This window comes from Mycobacterium sp. IDUB_5 (assembly GCF_055419565.1).
This window is the reverse complement of sequence record NZ_JBVAXX010000005.1, coordinates 315,797-333,546: the sequence shown is the minus strand read 5'-3', so window position 1 is coordinate 333,546 and position 17,750 is coordinate 315,797. Positions and strand designations below refer to the sequence as shown.

The 17,750-nt window shown below is 68.8% G+C and carries 19 protein-coding genes; 12 read left to right on the top strand and 7 right to left on the bottom strand.

Going from position 1 to position 17,750, the window contains the following annotated elements; all coding sequences use genetic code 11:
* Positions 1 to 74: 74 nt before the first annotated feature.
* From ACZY1G_RS18350 to yaaA, 6 genes are all read left to right on the top strand, one after another.
* Positions 75 to 1,247 (top strand): PP2C family protein-serine/threonine phosphatase, encoded by a 1,173-nt coding sequence (locus ACZY1G_RS18350; protein ID WP_463823411.1) that lies wholly within the window; start codon positions 75 to 77, stop codon positions 1,245 to 1,247.
* A complete protein-coding gene (locus ACZY1G_RS18345; protein ID WP_463823224.1) occupies positions 1,244 to 2,854 on the top strand; it encodes a sensor histidine kinase in 1,611 nt (536 codons plus the stop codon). The genes ACZY1G_RS18350 and ACZY1G_RS18345 overlap by 4 nt, the downstream gene beginning before the upstream one ends.
* Positions 2,851 to 3,291 carry a response regulator gene (locus ACZY1G_RS18340; protein WP_046364196.1) on the top strand — a complete coding sequence of 147 codons (441 nt, stop codon included), beginning with the start codon at positions 2,851 to 2,853 and terminating at the stop codon, positions 3,289 to 3,291. The genes ACZY1G_RS18345 and ACZY1G_RS18340 overlap by 4 nt, the downstream gene beginning before the upstream one ends.
* 2 nt (positions 3,292 to 3,293) lie before the next feature.
* Positions 3,294 to 4,436 (top strand): alkaline phosphatase family protein, encoded by a 1,143-nt coding sequence (locus ACZY1G_RS18335; RefSeq protein WP_463823223.1) that lies wholly within the window; start codon positions 3,294 to 3,296, stop codon positions 4,434 to 4,436.
* 161 nt (positions 4,437 to 4,597) lie between these two features.
* Positions 4,598 to 5,128, top strand: coding sequence for an NlpC/P60 family protein (locus tag ACZY1G_RS18330; RefSeq protein ID WP_463816140.1), 531 nt, complete (start codon positions 4,598 to 4,600; stop codon positions 5,126 to 5,128).
* Between the two features lie 24 nt (positions 5,129 to 5,152).
* Positions 5,153 to 5,899: a peroxide stress protein YaaA gene (yaaA, locus tag ACZY1G_RS18325; protein WP_463823222.1), complete on the top strand. Its 747-nt coding sequence runs from the start codon at positions 5,153 to 5,155 to the stop codon at positions 5,897 to 5,899.
* A gap of 28 nt (positions 5,900 to 5,927) precedes the next feature.
* Here yaaA and ACZY1G_RS18320 read toward each other — a convergent pair whose 3' ends face one another.
* On the bottom strand, positions 5,928 to 6,425 hold the full coding sequence (locus tag ACZY1G_RS18320; protein WP_463816138.1) for a hypothetical protein: 498 nt from the start codon (positions 6,423 to 6,425) through the stop codon (positions 5,928 to 5,930).
* Positions 6,426 to 6,552: 127 nt separating this feature from the next.
* Here ACZY1G_RS18320 and ACZY1G_RS18315 point away from each other — a divergent pair, with 127 nt between their 5' ends.
* From ACZY1G_RS18315 to ACZY1G_RS18300, 4 genes are read left to right on the top strand one after another with little or no spacing between them, the layout of a single operon-like run.
* Positions 6,553 to 6,804: a hypothetical protein gene (locus ACZY1G_RS18315; protein WP_463816137.1), complete on the top strand. Its 252-nt coding sequence runs from the start codon at positions 6,553 to 6,555 to the stop codon at positions 6,802 to 6,804.
* Entirely contained in the window at positions 6,801 to 7,139 is a 339-nt protein-coding gene (locus ACZY1G_RS18310) for a hypothetical protein (protein WP_463823221.1), read from the top strand. Before ACZY1G_RS18315 ends, ACZY1G_RS18310 begins: the two co-directional genes overlap by 4 nt.
* Positions 7,140 to 7,186: 47 nt before the next feature.
* Positions 7,187 to 8,653 carry an amidase gene (locus ACZY1G_RS18305; protein ID WP_463823220.1) on the top strand — a complete coding sequence of 489 codons (1,467 nt, stop codon included), beginning with the start codon at positions 7,187 to 7,189 and terminating at the stop codon, positions 8,651 to 8,653.
* A 31-nt stretch (positions 8,654 to 8,684) separates the two neighbouring features.
* Positions 8,685 to 9,611, top strand: a complete 927-nt coding sequence (locus ACZY1G_RS18300) for an alpha/beta fold hydrolase (protein WP_463823219.1) — start codon at positions 8,685 to 8,687, stop codon at positions 9,609 to 9,611.
* On the opposite strand, the gene ACZY1G_RS18295 is transcribed toward ACZY1G_RS18300, so the two are convergent.
* Genes ACZY1G_RS18295 through ACZY1G_RS18280 form a run of 4 tightly spaced genes read right to left on the bottom strand, consistent with a single transcriptional unit; the run spans position 9,612 to position 14,706 of the window.
* Entirely contained in the window at positions 9,612 to 9,836 is a 225-nt protein-coding gene (locus ACZY1G_RS18295; protein WP_463816133.1) for a hypothetical protein, read from the bottom strand.
* 10 nt (positions 9,837 to 9,846) lie between these two features.
* On the bottom strand, positions 9,847 to 11,115 hold the full coding sequence (locus ACZY1G_RS18290) for a competence/damage-inducible protein A (RefSeq protein ID WP_463823218.1): 1,269 nt from the start codon (positions 11,113 to 11,115) through the stop codon (positions 9,847 to 9,849).
* A gap of 22 nt (positions 11,116 to 11,137) precedes the next feature.
* Positions 11,138 to 13,921, bottom strand: coding sequence for a glycoside hydrolase family 2 protein (locus tag ACZY1G_RS18285; protein ID WP_463823217.1), 2,784 nt, complete (start codon positions 13,919 to 13,921; stop codon positions 11,138 to 11,140).
* 38 nt (positions 13,922 to 13,959) lie between these two features.
* The gene (locus tag ACZY1G_RS18280; protein WP_463816130.1) at positions 13,960 to 14,706 is read right to left on the bottom strand and encodes a glucose 1-dehydrogenase; all 747 of its coding nucleotides are present in this window, start codon (positions 14,704 to 14,706) and stop codon (positions 13,960 to 13,962) included.
* A gap of 80 nt (positions 14,707 to 14,786) precedes the next feature.
* On the opposite strand from ACZY1G_RS18280, the gene ACZY1G_RS18275 reads away from it, so the two are divergent.
* Positions 14,787 to 15,860, top strand: a complete 1,074-nt coding sequence (locus ACZY1G_RS18275) for an NAD(P)H-dependent amine dehydrogenase family protein (RefSeq protein ID WP_463823216.1) — start codon at positions 14,787 to 14,789, stop codon at positions 15,858 to 15,860.
* A gap of 3 nt (positions 15,861 to 15,863) precedes the next feature.
* On the opposite strand, the gene ACZY1G_RS18270 is transcribed toward ACZY1G_RS18275, so the two are convergent.
* Together ACZY1G_RS18270 and ACZY1G_RS18265 are read right to left on the bottom strand one after the other, a co-directional pair.
* Positions 15,864 to 16,310 carry an ATP-binding protein gene (locus tag ACZY1G_RS18270; RefSeq protein WP_463823215.1) on the bottom strand — a complete coding sequence of 149 codons (447 nt, stop codon included), beginning with the start codon at positions 16,308 to 16,310 and terminating at the stop codon, positions 15,864 to 15,866.
* 45 nt (positions 16,311 to 16,355) lie between these two features.
* Positions 16,356 to 16,742, bottom strand: coding sequence for an STAS domain-containing protein (locus ACZY1G_RS18265; protein WP_463823214.1), 387 nt, complete (start codon positions 16,740 to 16,742; stop codon positions 16,356 to 16,358).
* A gap of 201 nt (positions 16,743 to 16,943) precedes the next feature.
* Between ACZY1G_RS18265 and ACZY1G_RS18260 the strand changes: the two genes are divergently transcribed.
* Positions 16,944 to 17,699 (top strand): HAD family hydrolase, encoded by a 756-nt coding sequence (locus ACZY1G_RS18260; RefSeq protein WP_463816126.1) that lies wholly within the window; start codon positions 16,944 to 16,946, stop codon positions 17,697 to 17,699.
* The last annotated feature ends 51 nt before the right edge of the window (positions 17,700 to 17,750 follow it).

The window sequence follows — 17,750 nt, the reverse complement described above, 5'->3', positions numbered from 1 at the left end:
GGGTAATGTCTTGCGAATTGTCAATCGAAGATGTCAGCGTGCGTGACGAGCCGCACGGAGAAGCACCGGGTCAGCTGACTGTCCCGGGCGACGGGGGGCCGCTGCAGGTCCTGCTCGTCGAGGACGATCGCGGCGACGCCGTCCTGGTCGAAGAGCTGATCGCCGACGCCGGCGTCGACATTCATGTGGTGTGGGCCGAGTCGATGGCCGACGCCGAGAAGGCGATCGACGGGTCGCGGCCCGACTGCGTACTGCTGGATCTGCATCTGCACGACACCGAGGGAGTGGCGGGACTGGCGCGCATCACCGCCCGGGACGCGACCGTTCCGGTCGTGGTGCTGACCGGTCTGAACGACGAACACGTCGCGTCGGCGGCCGTCGCCTCCGGCGCACAGGACTATCTGGTCAAGGGTCGAGTCGATCCGGAGACCTTGCGGCGCGCCGTGCTCTACGCGATCGAACGCAAACGCGCGGAACTGACCGCGGTCGACCTGCATGCCACGCGGTCTCGCGAGCGAGAGAATGCCCGGCTGGAGCGGGGGCTGCTGCCTTCGCCGCTGCTGCTCGACGACCCCGGCGTCAGCATCGTCACCCAGTACCGTCCGAGCCGGCAGAACGCACTGCTCGGCGGAGACTTCTTCGACATCGTCCAGACGCCGGACCGCACCGTGCACGTGATGATCGGTGATGTCGCCGGACACGGACCCGACGAGGCCGCACTCGGGGTGGCCTTGCGGATCGCCTGGCGGGCGCTGACCTTCGCCGGGCTGCGCGGCGCGGAGCGCATGCGTCAACTCGAGCGCATCCTTCGCGCCGAAAGGGCAGGCAAAGGCACCTTCGCCACCGTTCTCAGCCTGGCGCTGCCCCTGGACGGGTCGGCGCTCACCGCAGTGCGGGCCGGCCACCCCGGCATGCTGCTGCATGGCGGTGGCACGGTCGAGTGGGTCGAGCCCCCCGGCGGGCCCGCGCTCGGACTGCGGGTCGGCGACTGGACGCCTCAGCTGATGGAGCTGCCGCCGGGCAAGGGGCTCGTACTGCTCACCGACGGTTTGTTCGAGGGGCATGTCGGTCGCGGGAACGAACGGCTGGGTGAGGACGGGCTGCTGGAACTCGCTCGTTCGCTGGCACACCTGCCCGGGCCGCAGTTCGTCGACGGGCTGATCGACGCTGTCGAGCAGCGTGCGCACGCGCAGGGCGGGATCGCCGACGACATCGCGGTGGTACGAGTGGAAAGGACGTCTCGATGAGCCCCGACCAGCGCGGAATGCGCGCCCTGACCGTCGAAGGCTGGCATTACCTGGTGCTGTCGATCATGGCGCTCGTCGTGCTCGTCGGCGCCATCACGACCGCGGTACTGCTCAACCGCACCGACCGGGTGTCCGGCCAGCTCACCAACAACGTGGGGCCAGCGCGGGTGGCCGCCTACCAGTTGCAGGCGGCGCTGCGCGATCAGGAGACCGCGGTCCGCGGATACGTGATCTCCTCCGATCCCCAATTCCTCCAGCCCTACGACCTCGGGCGTGAGACGGAATCGACGGCATCGGCCGACCTGCGCCAGTTCGAACAGAAACGGCCCGACCTGCTCGCCGATCTGGATGACATCGAGCAGGCCGCCGGGTCGTGGCGGGACAGCTATGCCGAACCCGTCATCGCAGCGGTGCAGCCCGGGGTGCGCAACGCTGTCTCCCCCGCCCTCACCGAGGTCGGCAAAACCGAGTTCGACCGGTTGCGCATGCTCTTCGACCAGCAGAACCTGCACCTCGCTCAGGCGCGCACCGACGGTATCGCCGAACTCGAGTCGATCAGCGCGTGGCGCAACGGGGTGCTGCTCGCGATGCTGGGCGCGTTCGGAGTGACGATGGTGGTGCTGGCGATCGTGCTGCGGCGTGCCCTGGTGCGACCGCTGCGGCGGCTGGCCGAGGCGTGCCGCCGGGTCGCCGAGGGGAGCTTCGGCGAACAGATCGTGCCGCAGGGCCCGCGCGACATCCGGTTGATCGCGATCGACGTCGACAACATGCGCCGGCGGATCGTCGACGAACTGGAGTCATCAAGAGCGGCCACCGAGGCGCTCGACGAGCAGACCGAAGAGCTGCGCCGCTCCAACGCCGAGCTGGAACAGTTCGCCTACGTGGCGTCCCACGACCTGCAGGAGCCGCTGCGCAAGGTCGCGTCGTTCTGTCAGCTGCTCGAGAAGCGCTACGGCGACAAGCTCGACGAACGCGGCACCGAATACATCGCATTCGCCGTCGACGGCGCCAAACGCATGCAGGTGCTGATCAACGATCTGCTGACGTTCTCCCGGGTGGGACGTCTGGGCGCCACCGAGACTGCAGTCGATCTCGACACGGTCGTCGACGCCGCACTGGCGAATGTGGCCACCGCGATCGAGGAGACCAGCGCGCAGATCGAACGGCCGGCCGCCGGTCTGCCGACGATCTCGGGGGATCCGACCCTGCTGACCATGCTGTGGCAGAACCTCATCGGCAACGCCGTGAAGTTCCGCCGCGAGGGCGTGACGCCGCGGGTGGTGATCGAGTGCGGCCCCCCGGATTCCGGCCAATGGTCGTTCTCGGTGAGCGACAACGGGATCGGCATCGCCGCGGAGTTCTCCGAGAAGGTCTTCGTCATCTTCCAGCGGTTACACGGCCGCGATGCTTACACCGGGACCGGCATCGGTCTGGCATTGTGCAAGAAGATCGTCGAACACCACGGCGGGACGATCTGGATCGACAACGACTACACCGACGGCACCCGCTTCCGGTTCACATTGCCGAGCCGCCGTTCGGACAAGGCAGTGGATTCCGACGCCGCGGTCTCCGGTGCAGCACCCCTGATGGAAGGATCGTCGTCATGACCCCCGCTGAACGTGCCATCGACGTGCTGCTCATCGAGGACGATCCGGGGGATGAATTGATCACCCGGGAAGCGTTCGAGCACAACAAGATCAAGAACAATCTGCATGTCGCTCACGATGGCGAGGAGGGACTGGACTTCCTTTACCGGCGGGGCAAGTACGAAGGCGCGCCGCGGCCGGATCTGGTGCTGCTCGACCTGAATCTGCCCAAATACGACGGACGTCAGCTGCTGGAGACCATCAAGTCCGACCCCGAGCTCAACCACATCCCGGTGGTGGTGCTGACGACGTCCTCGGCCGAGGAAGACATCCTGCGTAGCTACAAGCTGCACGCCAACGCCTACGTGACCAAGCCCGTCGATCTCGACCAGTTCATGAACGCGGTTCGGCAGATCGACGAGTTCTTCGTCCAGGTGGTCCGGCTCCCCCACTCGTAGCGGTGGACCTGCCCCGGCCCGATCCGCAGGCGGCTCACCTCGCCGACGTGGCACCGTCGCTGCTCGCGGCGATGGGTGTCGCCGGGTTCTCGTCAAGGCTCACGGGCAGCGTCGACGTCGGTGAGGCGGCGGGCGCATGCCTGCTGCTGATCGACGGGCTCGGTGCCGAGCTGCTCGACGCCCATCTCGACGACGCACCGTTCCTGGCGTCACTGCGCGGGCCGACCCTGACCGCCGGCTATCCGGCGACGACGGCGGCGGGGCTCGCTGCGGTGGGCACTGGATGCCGTTCCGGAGAGCACGGCGTGGTGGGCATGACCTTCCGGCTGCCGGACGTCGGTGTCCTCAATGCGCTGCGCTGGCGTCCGCACCCCGGGGGTGAGGATCTGCGGGGGCGGGCGGTGCCCGAGCGCGTGCAGCCGCGGGACACGATGTTCGAGCGGGCTGCCTCGGCCGGGGTGTCGGTGCGCGTGATCTCGGGAGCCGAGTTCGCGGGTTCCGGTCTGACCCGGGCGGTGCTGCGGGGCGGCGACTACGTCGGAGTGCACGCGATCGGTGATCTCGTCGCAGCGGTCAGCGCGACACTGGCCGGCCGTGGCTTCTGCTACGCCTACCACGCCGACCTCGACCTCGTCGGCCATCTGCACGGTCCGGGAAGTGCGGCGTGGCGGTTTCAGCTGCGCCAGGTGGACCGGATGGTGGAGTCGATCGTCGAGGCACTGCCGGCAGGCGGGCTGCTGGCGGTTGTCGCCGATCACGGCATGGTGAGGCTGGGTGACGACACCGTGGATGCCGATGCCGAGCCGCTGCTTCACGACGGGGTGGCCGCGATCGGTGGCGAGGTGCGGGCCCGTCATGTGTACGCCGAACCCGGTGCGTCCGACGACGTGCTGGCCGCGTGGCGGGGCGTGCTCGGCGAACGGGCCTGGGTCGTCAGCCGAGACGAAGCCATGGCGGCGGGCTGGTTCGGCTCACGGGTGAGCGATGAGGCGATGGTTCGCCTCGGCGATGTGTTGGTTGCGGCACAGGGGGCCTCCGGTGTGGTGCGGCGCACAGTGGAGCCGATCGAATCCTCACTGATGGGTCAGCACGGCTCCTTCACGGCTGCAGAACAGCTGATTCCGCTGCTCATCGCCCGGGGTTAGCCGAATCCTGTTGATTCACAGCATCTTTCCTGGGTCTCTGCTGATCACGAAAAGGTCCGCGCCGCACACCTTTTCGTGACAATCACGGTTCGAATTGGCGTAATGTGCCCGCTGTCACACAATTTGGCCGTATTAGAGACCCGCTGCTAGCGTCCGGCCGCATGTATGAACTCGCCACACTTTTGACGCTCGTCAACCAGGTGTCGGGAACTCCGTACATCCGAGGCGGAGACTCACCGGCCGGAACGGACTGCTCGGGCCTGGTCTCCTGGGTGACCAACGCGGCCACCGGTCGACCCGTCTTCGGCGACCGCTTCAACACCGGCAACATCGAAGGCGCGCTGAAGGCGCGCGGATTCCAGGACGGAACCCAGCCCGGCGCCCTCGTGGTCGGGTGGAACGGCGGCCACGCCGCGGTGACCCTTCCTGACGGCACCCCGGTCTCTTCCGGGGAGGGCGGTCGCGGTGTCCAGGTCGGCGGTGGCGGCGCCTACCAGAGCCAGTTCACCCACCACATGTTCCTGCCCGCGCCGGCGGCTGCCGACGTGCCCCCGCCCGTCGATCCGCAGCTGACGCCGCCGATGGCCCCGCCGCCGCCTGCCCCCGTGGTGCTGATGGGCTCCGAAGCGCCGCTGCCTCCCCCGCCGCCGGCCGACCCGGTGCTGCCTCCCCCGCCGCCGCCGGCGGGATGATCCGGTGGCGCTACCGTCACTGCCGTGATCGTGCTGTTGCCACCGTCGGAGACCAAACGTGGCGGCGGTGACGGACCGGCTCTGAGCCTGGACTCGTTGAGTTCACCGGTGCTGAGTCCGGTCCGCGCCGAGCTCGTCGACCAACTCGTCGCACTGGCCGCCGACCCGGCGCGGAGCCGCGCGGCGCTGGGCCTGTCCGCGAGCCAGGACAGCGAGATCGACCGCAACGCGGCGCTGTGGTCCGCGCCCACGATGCCCGCTTTGCATCGCTATACCGGTGTCCTCTACGACGCACTGGACGTCACGTCGTTACGTGGCACGGCGGCGTCGCGCGCCACCGCGCGTTTGATGGTCGTCTCGGCGCTGTTCGGGGTCGTGCGGGCCGATGACCCGATTCCCGCCTACCGCCTCTCGGCGGGTTCCAAGTTGCCGGGCCGGCCGACGCTGGCGGCCGTGTGGCGGCCGGCCCTGGAGCCGGTGCTCGCAGAGCTCGCCGGCGGTGACCTGATCGTCGACCTGCGCTCCGGGGCCTATGTCAACTTGGGCAAGGCGCCCGGCGCGGTCACCGTCGACGTGGTCGCCGAACACGATGACGGGCGTCGAACCGTCGTCAGCCACTTCAACAAGGCACACAAGGGACAGCTTGCCCGTGCACTCGCGACGAGCAGGTCAGATCCCGCCGACGCCGCCGCGGTGGCGGCAATCGCCCGGCGTGCCGGGATGCGCGTCGAGCGTCGAGGCGACCACATCACCGTCGTGGTGGCCGCCTGATCCCTTGTCGGGCAGCCGATGTCAGGTGTCAGGCAGCCGATGACAGGTTCGCGACCAGATCGGTCGTGTAGAACTCGCCCGGCTTCTGACTGTTCGTGCCGGGCCGGGTCAGCGCCAACCACGCACCGGTGGCCCCGGGCATCAGCGGCCCGCGCACCGTGGTGTGGCCGGAACCCACTCCGTCGGTGAACAGCGTCGTCGCGGTGACGCCCGGCGCGCCCGCGCCGCAGCCCGCCGCTGAGGACCGGGGCATCTGGATCAGCCGGAGGTCATAGGGCGTGTTGGGCAGACCGGTGAAGAACTCGACGTCGGCGACCACCTCACCGCCCTGGACTCGCAGATGGGCCGACGGGCGACCGTAGCCGCTGCCGCCCACGTACTTGATCTGGGTGAAGTCGCAGCGGCGCAGCTTCTCGGAGAACGGCATGCTGACCGTCGTCCCTTCGGCCGCCGCCGCGCCGGCGAACAGGGGCGCGGCGATGAGCAGTGCTGCGGTCGCGACCGCGGCTCGTGTCGATCGGGACATCAGGTCACCTCACAGAGGAATCAACAGGAAATCTACAGCTTCGTCAAGGTTAGTTGTTCTCAGTTTCTTCTGGCCATCCGGACGGGGCGTTGACGTGCGGGTGTGTCGAAGGTGACACTGTCGGCCGATGGCGGCTCTGTGGGTGTACGTACGCGTGCAGCTGATGATGTTCGTGTTCGGGATCGTCGGCCCGATCTTCCTGTTCGTGTACTTCGCCGCGCAGCCCGACCAGACGATCCGCTGGATGTACTGGTGGGGGTTGACCATCACCGTGGGCGACATCCTGCTCGCGCTCTCGCTGACCGACACCGTCCTGCGCAAAGACCGCGAGCTGGCGGCCCAGCGAGCTGCCCGGCGGGCTGGTGAGGAGGCGCCGTGACGCATCCGGCGCCACGCTCACGCGCAGATCTGGCGACTTCGATCGTCCTGCTGGTTGTGACCGTGCTCATCGGGGCCGTCGGAGCGGTGCTGGGTCTCTTCTCGCTGGCATTCCTGGACCACTGCCCGCCCGTGACGTGCAGTGTGGACGGCGCGGTCACCGCCGTGTTCACCGCGCTCGCCGCCGCCGCGATGATCGGGGTGATCGGCCTGGTGCTGACGGTGGTGGCGCTGGTCCGGCGCGCAAGTGCCTGGCCGTACGCGCTCGCGACCCTCTGCCTGTGCGCACTGAGCCTGTTCCTCGGGATGCTGCGCTATGGCGCCGCGGTGAGCTGAGCCCGTCCGGTTGCCGCGGCGTGCTATCGGCCGGAAGGATTCGGCGCATGGACGCACGCACAGCGGTCGAACTCGCCGACATCGACGCCGTCGGCCAGGCGGCCCTGGTCGCCGCGGGTGAGCTGAGCGCCGCCGAACTGCTGGACGCCGCGATCATCCGCCTCGACGCGGGGCGTGCGCTGAACGCGGTGATCACCGACCTCGCCGACCGCGGTCGGGCCAGCGCCGCCGCCCTCGACGCGTCCGGTGTGTTGCGTGGCGGGCAGGCAGGTCCACTGGCTGGGGTCCCGTTCCTGCTCAAAGACCTCGGCGCATCGCTGGCCGGCGCTCCCGAAGCGATGGGCTGCCGCGCGCTACGCACCCACATCGCATCCGACACCGCCTGGATCGTGGCGCGCTACTCCGACGCCGGTCTGGTGATCTTCGGCAAGACCAACACCCCCGAGTGGGGCAACCACTGCACCACGGAACCGACGTTGTTCGGCGCGACCGCCAATCCGTGGGCGCCCGGAATCACCCCTGGTGGCTCCAGCGGGGGCTCCGCGGCTGCCGTCGCCGCCGGCATCGTGCCCGCCGCGTCGGGGGGTGACGGCACCGGATCGATCCGCGTCCCTGCGGCCTGCTGCGGTCTGGTCGGACTCAAGCCGCGGCGCGGGCGTACCTCGTTCGCGCCGGGGGCCGGTCACGGCTTGGAGGGTCTGGTCAACGAGCACGCCCTCACCCGCACCGTGCGCGACAGCGCGGCATTGCTCGACGCCGTGACCGGAACCGGCGTCGGCGATCCCTACTCAGCGCCGCTGCCGGCCGAGCCCTTCCTCCGCGCCATCGCGAATCCGCCTGCGCCGCAACGCATCATGGTGGCGACCGGATCCCCGTTTCCCGGGCCGATGACCGATCCCGCCGTCGTCTCGGCCGTCGAACGCACGGCGGCGGTACTGGCCGACCTGGGCCACCGCGTCGAGCCGGGCGCGCCCACGATCGATGCCGAGGCCGTCGCCGACGCGATCGCCGTCCTGCACACCGTCAGCAACGTCGAACTGTTCGAGACGGCGCGCGCACATCTGGGTCGCGAGCCGCGTGAGGACGAGTTCGAGCCGAGTTCCTGGGTGATGATCCAGGAGGGTTTCCACACGACCGGCGTCGCCTATGCCGGGGCCATCGCCGCGATCCACGCCCAGACGCGTCGCTTCGCCACGCAGATGCTCGACCACGACGTGTTGCTCGTGCCCACACTGCTGACTCCCCCGCCGCCGTACGGGCTGCTCGATCAGCCCCGGGGCAGCACGCGCGCGTTCTTCGACGTCGAGTTCGCGACCACCGGCTGGACGTCGCTGGCGAATGTGACCGGCTGGGCGGCGATTTCGCTGCCGCTGGGTATGACGGCCGACGGCCTGCCGATCGGTGTGCAGCTGATGGCGCCCGACGAGGCGGTCTTGCTCGCGGTCGCCGCACAGCTGGAAACGGCCGTCGGGTGGGCCGATCGCCGCCCACCGGGATGGGTCAGCGGGGTCTGAGGTGTTTCTCCGGCATGCGACACTGTCGCGCATGTCCGACGACATCACCCGTCCCAAGCTCGAGGGCAACGTCGCCGTCGGCCCGGAAGGCTCGGGCCGGCGCCTCGGCTTCGCCGAGTTCGGCGACCCTCAAGGCAAGCCGATCCTCTGGCTGCACGGCACACCGGGCGCGCGCCGACAGATTCCGTGTGAAGCGCGGCTCTACGCGGAGCGCAACGGCATTCGGCTGATCGGCATCGACCGGCCCGGAATCGGTTCCTCCACGCCCTACGCCTACGGACGGGTGATCGACTTCGCCGAGGACCTTCGCATGCTGGCCGATGTTCTCGGAGTCGGCAAGATGATGGTGATCGGGCTGTCCGGCGGCGGACCGTACGCGCTGGGTGTCGCCGCCACGATGCCCGATCGCGTCGTCGCGGCCGCTGTCCTCGGCGGGGTGGCTCCGACCAAGGGACCCGATGCCATCGGCGGCGGGGTGATGGGCACGGTCGGGGTGCCCGCCGCGCCCCTGCTCGAACACGTCGGCGGCACGTTGAGCCTGGTGGCCGCCGGCTTGATCCGGCTGATCAAGCCTGTCGCCGAACCGATTGCCTCGCTCTACGGCGCGCTCTCCCCGGAGGGTGATCGCCGGCTGCTGGCCCGGCCGGAGTTCAAGGCGATGTTCATCGACGACCTGCTCAACGGCAGCCGCAAGCAACTCGCGGCACCGTTCGCCGACGTCGTGGTGTTCGCCCGCGACTGGGGCTTCCGGCTCTCCGACGTCACAGTGCCGGTGCGCTGGTGGCACGGCGACAAGGACCACATCGTGCCGTTCGCGCACGGCCAGCACGTGGTGTCCCGGCTGCCCGACGCCGAGCTCTACACCCTCTCGGGTGAGAGCCACCTGGGTGGGCTCGGCGAGGCCGAGGCGATCCTCACCTCGATGACCGCGCTGTGGGACGCCGACGAAGACCGTTGATCAGCGCCTGAGCCAGCTCTGCACCGTCGGCAGCTCACGGCTGTAGGACGTCAAGAGGTCGTCGTGGAAGAGCGTGCCGCCGTTGAGGGCGCTGTCGTCTTGCCACACGATGTGGACGCGGATATCGCCCTTGGCGAAGTAGTCGTTGCGCTCGGCCCTGCGCTGCGTCCAGCCGGTCTCCTGGGCGAGCGCCGAGACCGCCTGCCGCTCGTCGGTGTCAACCATGGTCCACACCCTAGCGGGGTGCGCGCAGCGCCCTGCGCAGCATGTGCATCGCGATCGTGGTCGAGCGGTCTCGCACGTCCGATCGTCCGCCGGGCAGCACGGTGGTCCGCGTCAGCGTCGCGCCGTCGGCCAGGGCCACCGTGAAGCAGACCGTGCCCACCGGTTTTGCCTCGGTGCCGCCACCGGGCCCCGCGACGCCGGTGATGGCCACCGCGGTGTCGGCGCCGAAGCGGGCCAGTGCGCCGCGGGCCATCGCCTCGGCGACAGGTTCGGACACCGCGCCGTGCTGGTCGATCAGTGCGGGGTCGACGCCGAGCACTTCGGCCTTCGCGCTGTTCGCGTAGGCGACGGCGCCGCCGCACACGTAGGCCGACGACCCGGGACGCTCGGTGAGTCGCGCGGCCAGCAGACCGCCGGTGCAGCTCTCGGCGGTCGCGATCCTGCGGCCGGCCAGCAGTGCAGCCACCTGGTCGTCGATCAGGGCGCCGTCGGTGGAGAAGATCTCCTGCGCGTGCCGGTCCGACAGCGTCGCGAGAAGTGCGTCGTAGACGGGTGCGTCCTGCGGCTCGAATCGGGTGACGATCTCCAGCTCACCCCGGCGCAGACAGGTCGTGATCTCGAGCCGATCGAACCCGTCGACGTTGCGCTGCGCTTCGCGCAGAGTTTCGGCCAGCCCGGACTCGGGCAGCCCGAACATTCGCACCGTCTCCTGCTGGTAGTACGTGCGGCCCGTCAGCGCGTCGACGATGGCGTCGGTGGCCACCGCCGCCCGCCACATCGGCTGCAGCTCACGGGGCGGACCGGGCAGCACCACCACCGTCGGCCGGCCGGGGACGACGACGCCGGGCGCGGTCCCGACCGGAGGCAGGATCGTCGCGCCTGCGGGTACCAGGGCCTGCTTGCGGTTGGCGGCGTGAACGGCCTCGGCGTCCACTTCAGGGTAGCGGGCCATCAGGCCGTCGACGATGCCGCGAATCGTGGCTTCCAGCTCGGCGTCGAGCACCAACTCGCGGTCGCAGAAGCGGGCCACCACCTCGACGGTCATGTCGTCGGCGGTCGGGCCGAGGCCGCCGCTGGTGATGATCAGATCGACGTCCTGATCGGCGAGGAACCTCAGCTGCGCCTCGATGTCGCCGGGACGGTCGCCGCACAGCGTGATGTGCGCCAGTTCGACGCCGAGTTCGAGGAGGCGATCAGCGAGGTACGGACCGTTCTGATCGGCCACCCGCCCGGTGAGGACCTCGGTTCCGGTGATGACGATGCCCGCCCGTGCGCTCACACCTTGAGACAGTACGCATGGGTCAGCGGACCGGAACGGTGACCGGTGCGGTGTTGTAGCCGGTGACGCGGACCCAGTCCGCGCGCGGCGTGTCCGCCAGCGGTTGCCCGCGAATCTCGACGGTCTCCCCGCCGTAGACGGTGACGTAGTTGTCGGTGTAGGTGATCGGCAGGATCTCGTCGGCGTCGGGTGTCGGCGTGAGCTCCGCGCGGGCGAAGAACGCGACTCCCCGACCGGGATTGTGCAGTCGGATCGTCACCCCGTCTGCGTCTCGGCGCGCGGCGACGTCGAGCCTGCCGCGCGGCATGGTGTTCAACGCAGTCATGTCGGCCCAGCGGGCGGGCCGCAGCTCGAACGCCTGGTCGTTGCTCGGCTCCCCGACGTCGTCGCGGCGCTGGGACTGCCAGTAGGTGCTGTCGGTGACGAGATGCTCTGTGGCATCGAGCAATTCGACGCGGACGAAGAACACCGGGGAATCCGGTGCGACGCGCGGCAGCCACAGCGCCGTCGCGGTCCCTCCGGAGGCGACGTCGACGGGCGGGCTCGTGCGGTCCTCCCGCACGCGGCCCGCCACGTCGTACACCCGGACCCGCACCCGCAGGTCACGCTGATCAGCCTGGGTCTGGTTGACCACGGTCAGGGCGGCGCGGCTGTGGTCTCCGGTGGCGTAGGCGTCGAACACCGCCGACAGCGGGCGCAGACCGGTCTTGGCGCCGAAGTAGGCCCCACCCGGGCGCAGGTAGTAGTCGAAGAGGTGCCCGAAGAACGACGGCCAGTGGTTGTTCAGCATCCAGTAGATCGTCATCTTGTGCGTGTCCCAGCCGCCCGCGGCGAATGCCTCGAACTGCGCACGCGTCGATTCATAGTGCGCCAGTTGGGCTTTGGCGGTGAACATCTCGGCACTCGTGGACGTGCCGTAGCGCCGGTCGATCGCGCGCCGGATCGTGGTCAACGACGAATTGCTGGTGTTCGCGCCCGCGTGGAAGGACCAGGTGTCGTTGATCGGCCACAGCTTGTCGGGCGGGATGAAGCGGCGCAGGCTGGCCATCGGCGGGATGTGTTCGTTGTCGCCCTGCTCGGCGTTTGCGCCCCGTGCTGCTCCGTATTTGCCGGCGAACCAGTAGCTGGGCGGTCGCCAGCTGTACGGCCCGGCCATATGGATGCCGTCCCACGCGACCGCGCCGTCGGCGTCCCGGGCGAAACTGGACACCGTGTCGACCACGGCGTTCGGCCAGTGCAACTGCTGCAGTATCCGGCGGTAGTCGGCCAGCAGGTCCGGCGGCGGCGTGCCGTCACTGCCGTTGGCCCACACGAAAGCCGAAGGGTGCGAACGCAACATGGTGATCTGCGAGGTCAGGCTGTCGCGGGCGACGCGGTTGTCCTCGGCGTCCCACTGCGACCACTTCTCCCACTGGTTGCAGCACATCCACCCCAGCATCAGTGGGATTCCGAGTTCGTCGGCCATCTGCACCAGCCGCTCGCCCGGGAACTTGCCCTCCAGGCGCAGCATGTTCAGCCCCAGGTCGCGCACGTAGCGCAACGTGGCGGCGTCGCGCGCCGGGTCGTCGGCGAACAGCAGATCGGGCGAGTAGGCGGCGCCGCGCACCGGGAAATCGCGGCCGTTGACGGTCAGATAGAAGTTGCCGCCGGCGCCGAGCTCGGGGTGGCTGGTGTCGTCGTCCCGGTGCTGGGTGACGGTGCGGATGCCGAAACGCTGTGTGCGGGTGTCGGAATCGTGCCCGAAGCGACGGAACTCGGTGCGCAGATCGTAGAGCGCGGGTTCGCCCATCGTGTACGGCCACCACAGGTCGGGGTGGTCGAGCTTCAGTTGCGGGTACCGATCGGCGGCGAAGCTCACCTCCCGGATCTCCCCCGGCGCCAACGTCACTCGCGCCTCGACAGCCACGTCGGGCTTTCCCGCCCTGGTGATGGTCACGCGCATCAGACCGCGCACGGTGGCCGGCGAGTAGTTGCGGACCGTCGTGTAGACCGTCAGTGTCGCCGAATCCGTGCGCGGCAGCGGCAGATCGGAGCGCACGGCGCTCTCACCGAGGGAGACGTCCTGCGACATCTGCAGCGTCACGGGTTTCCAGATGCCGGCGTTGCGATCCGGCACGAAGGAGTTGTTCACCGGCAACGCACCTGGTTGTTCGCGATATCCCAGGTAGCGCCAGTTGATCCAGTCGTACCAGCTGTCGGCGAGCTCCACGCCGTCGACGTCTTGGCGCGCCTGCTCGGGAGTCACCTTGACGGCCAACACATTCGCGCCGCCGCGGTGTATCCACGGCGTCGCGTCGATCTGGTGTGCGGCGTGCATGCCGACGACGTCGTCGGAGCCGGCGATGCGGTGCCCGTTCAGCCAGATCTCCGCGCGGTAGTTGATGCCTGGAAAATCGAGGAGATACGTCGTGTGTCCGCCGGGTGCGTCAAAGGTGGTGCGGTACCACCAGTCCTGCCGGTACAGGTCCCAGGGCACCTCGTCGCGCAGCCGGGTGCCGACGTAGAGGTCGGGATAGCTGCCGTCGGCCCGCAGTGTCTGCAGCACCGTGGCGGGCATGCGGGCGATCGGGTGCCACCCGGCCTGCTCGCTTCCCGGGGACGAGAGGGCCGCTCCGTCGTCGCCGGCGACGCGGGCCGAGGCCAGGCTCCACCCCTGGGCCAGCTCGACGCGTGAGGGGTCGGGAGTGGGGCGGGCGAAGTCCGGGAAGTCGGCGACACCGAGCACCGCCACCAGGGCCGCCAACAGGACGACGATCAGCGTCGTGCGTGTGCCGCGACGACGCTGGGCCTCACCTGCGCGGTCCATCGACGACGGTGGCCGGCACCGACGAGGCGCGCGTGGTGCTATTTGTGCGGGACGTCGTTGACCAGACCGCCGTCCATGACGAACTCGGCCCCGGTCGAGTACCGCGATTCGTCACTGGCCAAGAACACCACGAAAGTGGCGACCTCGTCGGGCTGGCCGGGCCGGCCGAGCGGAATTCGCAGCATGTCGTCAGGGAAGAACTTGGTCATCGGGGTGCGGATGAAGCCGGGGTGCACGGAGTTCACGCGGATGTTGTGGGGACCGAGTTCCAGCGCCGCCGACTTCGTCAGCCCGCGCACCGCCCACTTCGAGGCCACGTACGGGTGCACCATCACCGCGCCGCGCAGCCCCTCAATCGAGGAGATGTTGATGATCGAACCGCCGCCCGCGGCTTTCATCGACTCGACGGAGGCCTGCATGCCGAGGAACGTCCCGGTCAGGTTCACGTCGATGACCCTCTGCCACTTGTCCATGTCGAACTCGCCGATCTTGCCGAGTGCGACGGTGCCGGCGTTGTTCACCAACACGTTCAGCGTGCCGAACGCGTCGAGCGCGGTGGCCACCGCGGCATCCCACTGGTCGGCCTGGGTGACGTCGAGATGTACATAGCGAATGGAGTCGGGGGTCTGGGCATTGATCTCTTCGGCCAGCGCCTGACCCTTCTCGTCGAGGATGTCGCCGATCACGACCTTGGCCCCTTCGGCGATCAGCGCCCGGGCGTCCTCGGCGCCCATCCCCTGCGCGCCGCCACTGATCAGTGCCACTTTTCCGTCCACGCGTCCCATGGGGCGACAGGCTACCGCACCACCCCCTGCGCAATTAGAACCTGTTCCAATTCGGCATCCGACCACGCATACTGGCCGCCATGGCGATTCGAGTGGCACAGATCGGCACCGGCAACTGCGGCAGCCTGACGCTGCGTCAGCTGATCGAGGACCCGCGCTTCGAGCTGACCGGCGTCTGGGTGTCCTCGGCCGACAAGCTCGGCAAGGATGCCGCGGAACTCGCCCGCCTCGGCGGCACCACGGGAATCCGTGCCATCGGGGACCTCTCGGCGATCATCGCCGACGCGCCCGACTGCGTCGTCTACTGCGCGATGGGCGACATCCGGCCCAAGGAGGCGCTGGCGGACGTCCGCGCCTTGCTCGAGGCCGGGATCAACGTCGTCGGCTCGTCACCTGGATTTCTGGCCTATCCCTGGGGCGTCATCGGTGAGCGGGCGATCGAGCGGGTGGAATCCGTTGCCCGGCAGGGCGATGCCACGGTGTTCGTCACCGGTGTCGACCCAGGGTTCGTCACCGACCTGCTGCCGCTGGCACTGGCGGGCACCTGCCAGCGTGTCAGCCAGATCCGGACGATGGAGATCGCGGACTACGCCACCTACGACGGTGCGACCGTGATGTTCGACGTGATGGGATTCGGGAACGAGATCGGTGACCTGCCCTTCCTGTACCAACCCGGCGTGCTGAGCGCGGCCTGGGGCGTGGCGATCCACCAACTCGCTGCCGGGCTCGGCGTGACGATCGACGAGATCACCGACACCGTCGAGCAGGAGCCGGCGCCCGAGGATTTCGACGTGGCGGTCGGCACGATCAAGAAGGGCACTGTCGCGGCGGTGCGCTTCCAGATCGAAGGCCTCGTCGGATCCGAGCCCGTCATCGTCGTCGAACACATCACCCGGCTGCGTGGCGATCTGCGGCCCGACTGGGCGCAGCCGGCCCAGGACGGTGGGTCCTACCGGGTGGAGATCACCGGAGAGCCGTCCTACGCGATGGACATCTGCCCGACCAGTCGCAACGGCGATCACAACTACGCGGCGATCCTCGCTGCCGCCGGCCGGATCGTGAACGCGATTCCCGCGGTGGTGGCCGCTGAGTCCGGCATCCGCACGACACTCGATCTGCCGCTGGTCACCGGTGCCGGCACCTACCGCAGATAGGGATCAGCGACGGGTGACGCCGTGCCACTCCAGGCGGACATGCGTGCCCTGGGTTGACGGCTCGATGACCGACCTGTCGGACAGGGTCTCCATCAGCGGGATACCGCGGCCGCGGGTCCGTGGCACCGGGTCCGTCTGCGGCGTCCGCCACGTGCCCCGGTCCTTGATGTCCACGGCGAGGGTCTCACGCTGGGCGTCATAGAGAGCGCAGATGTCGATGGTGCCGGGTCTTTCGACGAGCCGGTAGGCGAACTCCGCCGAGTTGGCCAGGGCCTCGTTGATGGCCAGCACCAGATCGCTGCAGCGTTCCTCGTCGAGGTCGAAGTAGCGGTTCAGCCAGGCGGCGAATTCACGGCGCGCCATAGCCACCGTTCCGGCGTCGGCGTCGAGGCCGAACCGCTCGAAACGTTCTGCATTGGCTACCTCAGCCGGCGGCATGGAATCGATCATGGCAGTCGGTGGCTACCCGAAGACGCACGTTTCTACGCGGCTTTCCTACGCGTCACGTGCGGCGAGCGCTTCGTCCAGGTTCGGGTAGAGGCTGACGATCTCGGCGATGCCCACCAATTTGAGCGGCCGACTGGTCGCCGGACCGTCGGCTACCACGCTGAATGACACGTCAGCGCCGGCTCTGTCGTGTGCGGCGACCAGAACACCCATGCCGGCCGAGGCCAGGAATTCCACCTTCGTGAAATCGATCACCACGGCGGACGGCTTCTGCGCCAGAGCGGCATCGATGGCCGACTCGAGCTGCGGTGAGGTGAGCATGTCGACGACACCGGAGACCGCCACGATGGCCACGCCATCGACCCATCGTTCGGTCACGTCGCAGTTCGACGCCCCTGATGAGGCGGTTGCGCCTTCGCCTGCTTGCTCGTCCAAGGTTCACCTTCCATGTCAGGCCGCTGTCCGCCCACTGCCAGAGCGCAGACTCCCGTCCACCTCTCGCACAGGCTGCTTCCTGAACCCGGCTACCAAACTACCGTGGCCGTTTGCGGCGACCGGCACAGATTAAACCAGGAGTGTCGGCGTGGTCCGTAGCATGGCGAATCAACGGCGACACCGGCCGAACGCGAGGAGACCGTGACCGCACTCCCCACCGACCTGCTGGCGGCGATCGCGGCGAGCCCGCAGGGTCCTCACGTCGGTGCGTTCTTCGATCTGGACGGGACGCTGGTCGACGGTTTCACCGCCACCGCGCACGCCGGGGATCGCATCCGTCGCAGGCAGGCCAGGCTCGGCGAGGTGACCGGCGTGATCGAGGCGGCCATGCGGTACCGGTTCGGCCGGGTCGACTTCGCCAAGCTCCTCGAGCGTGCCGCCGGGTACCTTCGCGGTGAGTCGCTGACAGAACTCGACGACATCGGCGAGCGGCTGTTCCGCGAGCGCGTCCGGTCGCGGCTTTTCCCCACCATGCACGATGTGGTCCTCGCGCATCAGAGCCGCGGCCACACGGTGGTGATGTGCTCGTCGGCGCTGACGATTCACGCCGAGCCGGTGGCGCGGTTCCTGGAGATCGAGCACGTGGTGTGCAACCACTTCGAGGTGGACGCCGACGGCCGCCTCACGGGCCGGATTCGACGGCCGGTGATCTGGGGTCGGCGCAAGGCCGACGCGGTCGTGACGCTCTGCGAACAGAGCGACATCGATCTGGCCGACAGCTGGTTCTACGCCGACGGCAACGAGGACATCGCCCTGATGTCGTTGGTGGGACAGCCACGCCCGGTCAACCCCCGCCGCGAGCTGGCGGCCCGTGCCGTGATCGAGGGGTGGCCGGTGTTGCGGGTCACCACTCCGGGCCGGGGAAACCACGACGGCCTCCGCGGTGTACTAAAGTAGAACACGTTCTAATTTCCGACGCGTTCGGCCCATGAGCCCACCAGGAGCGGA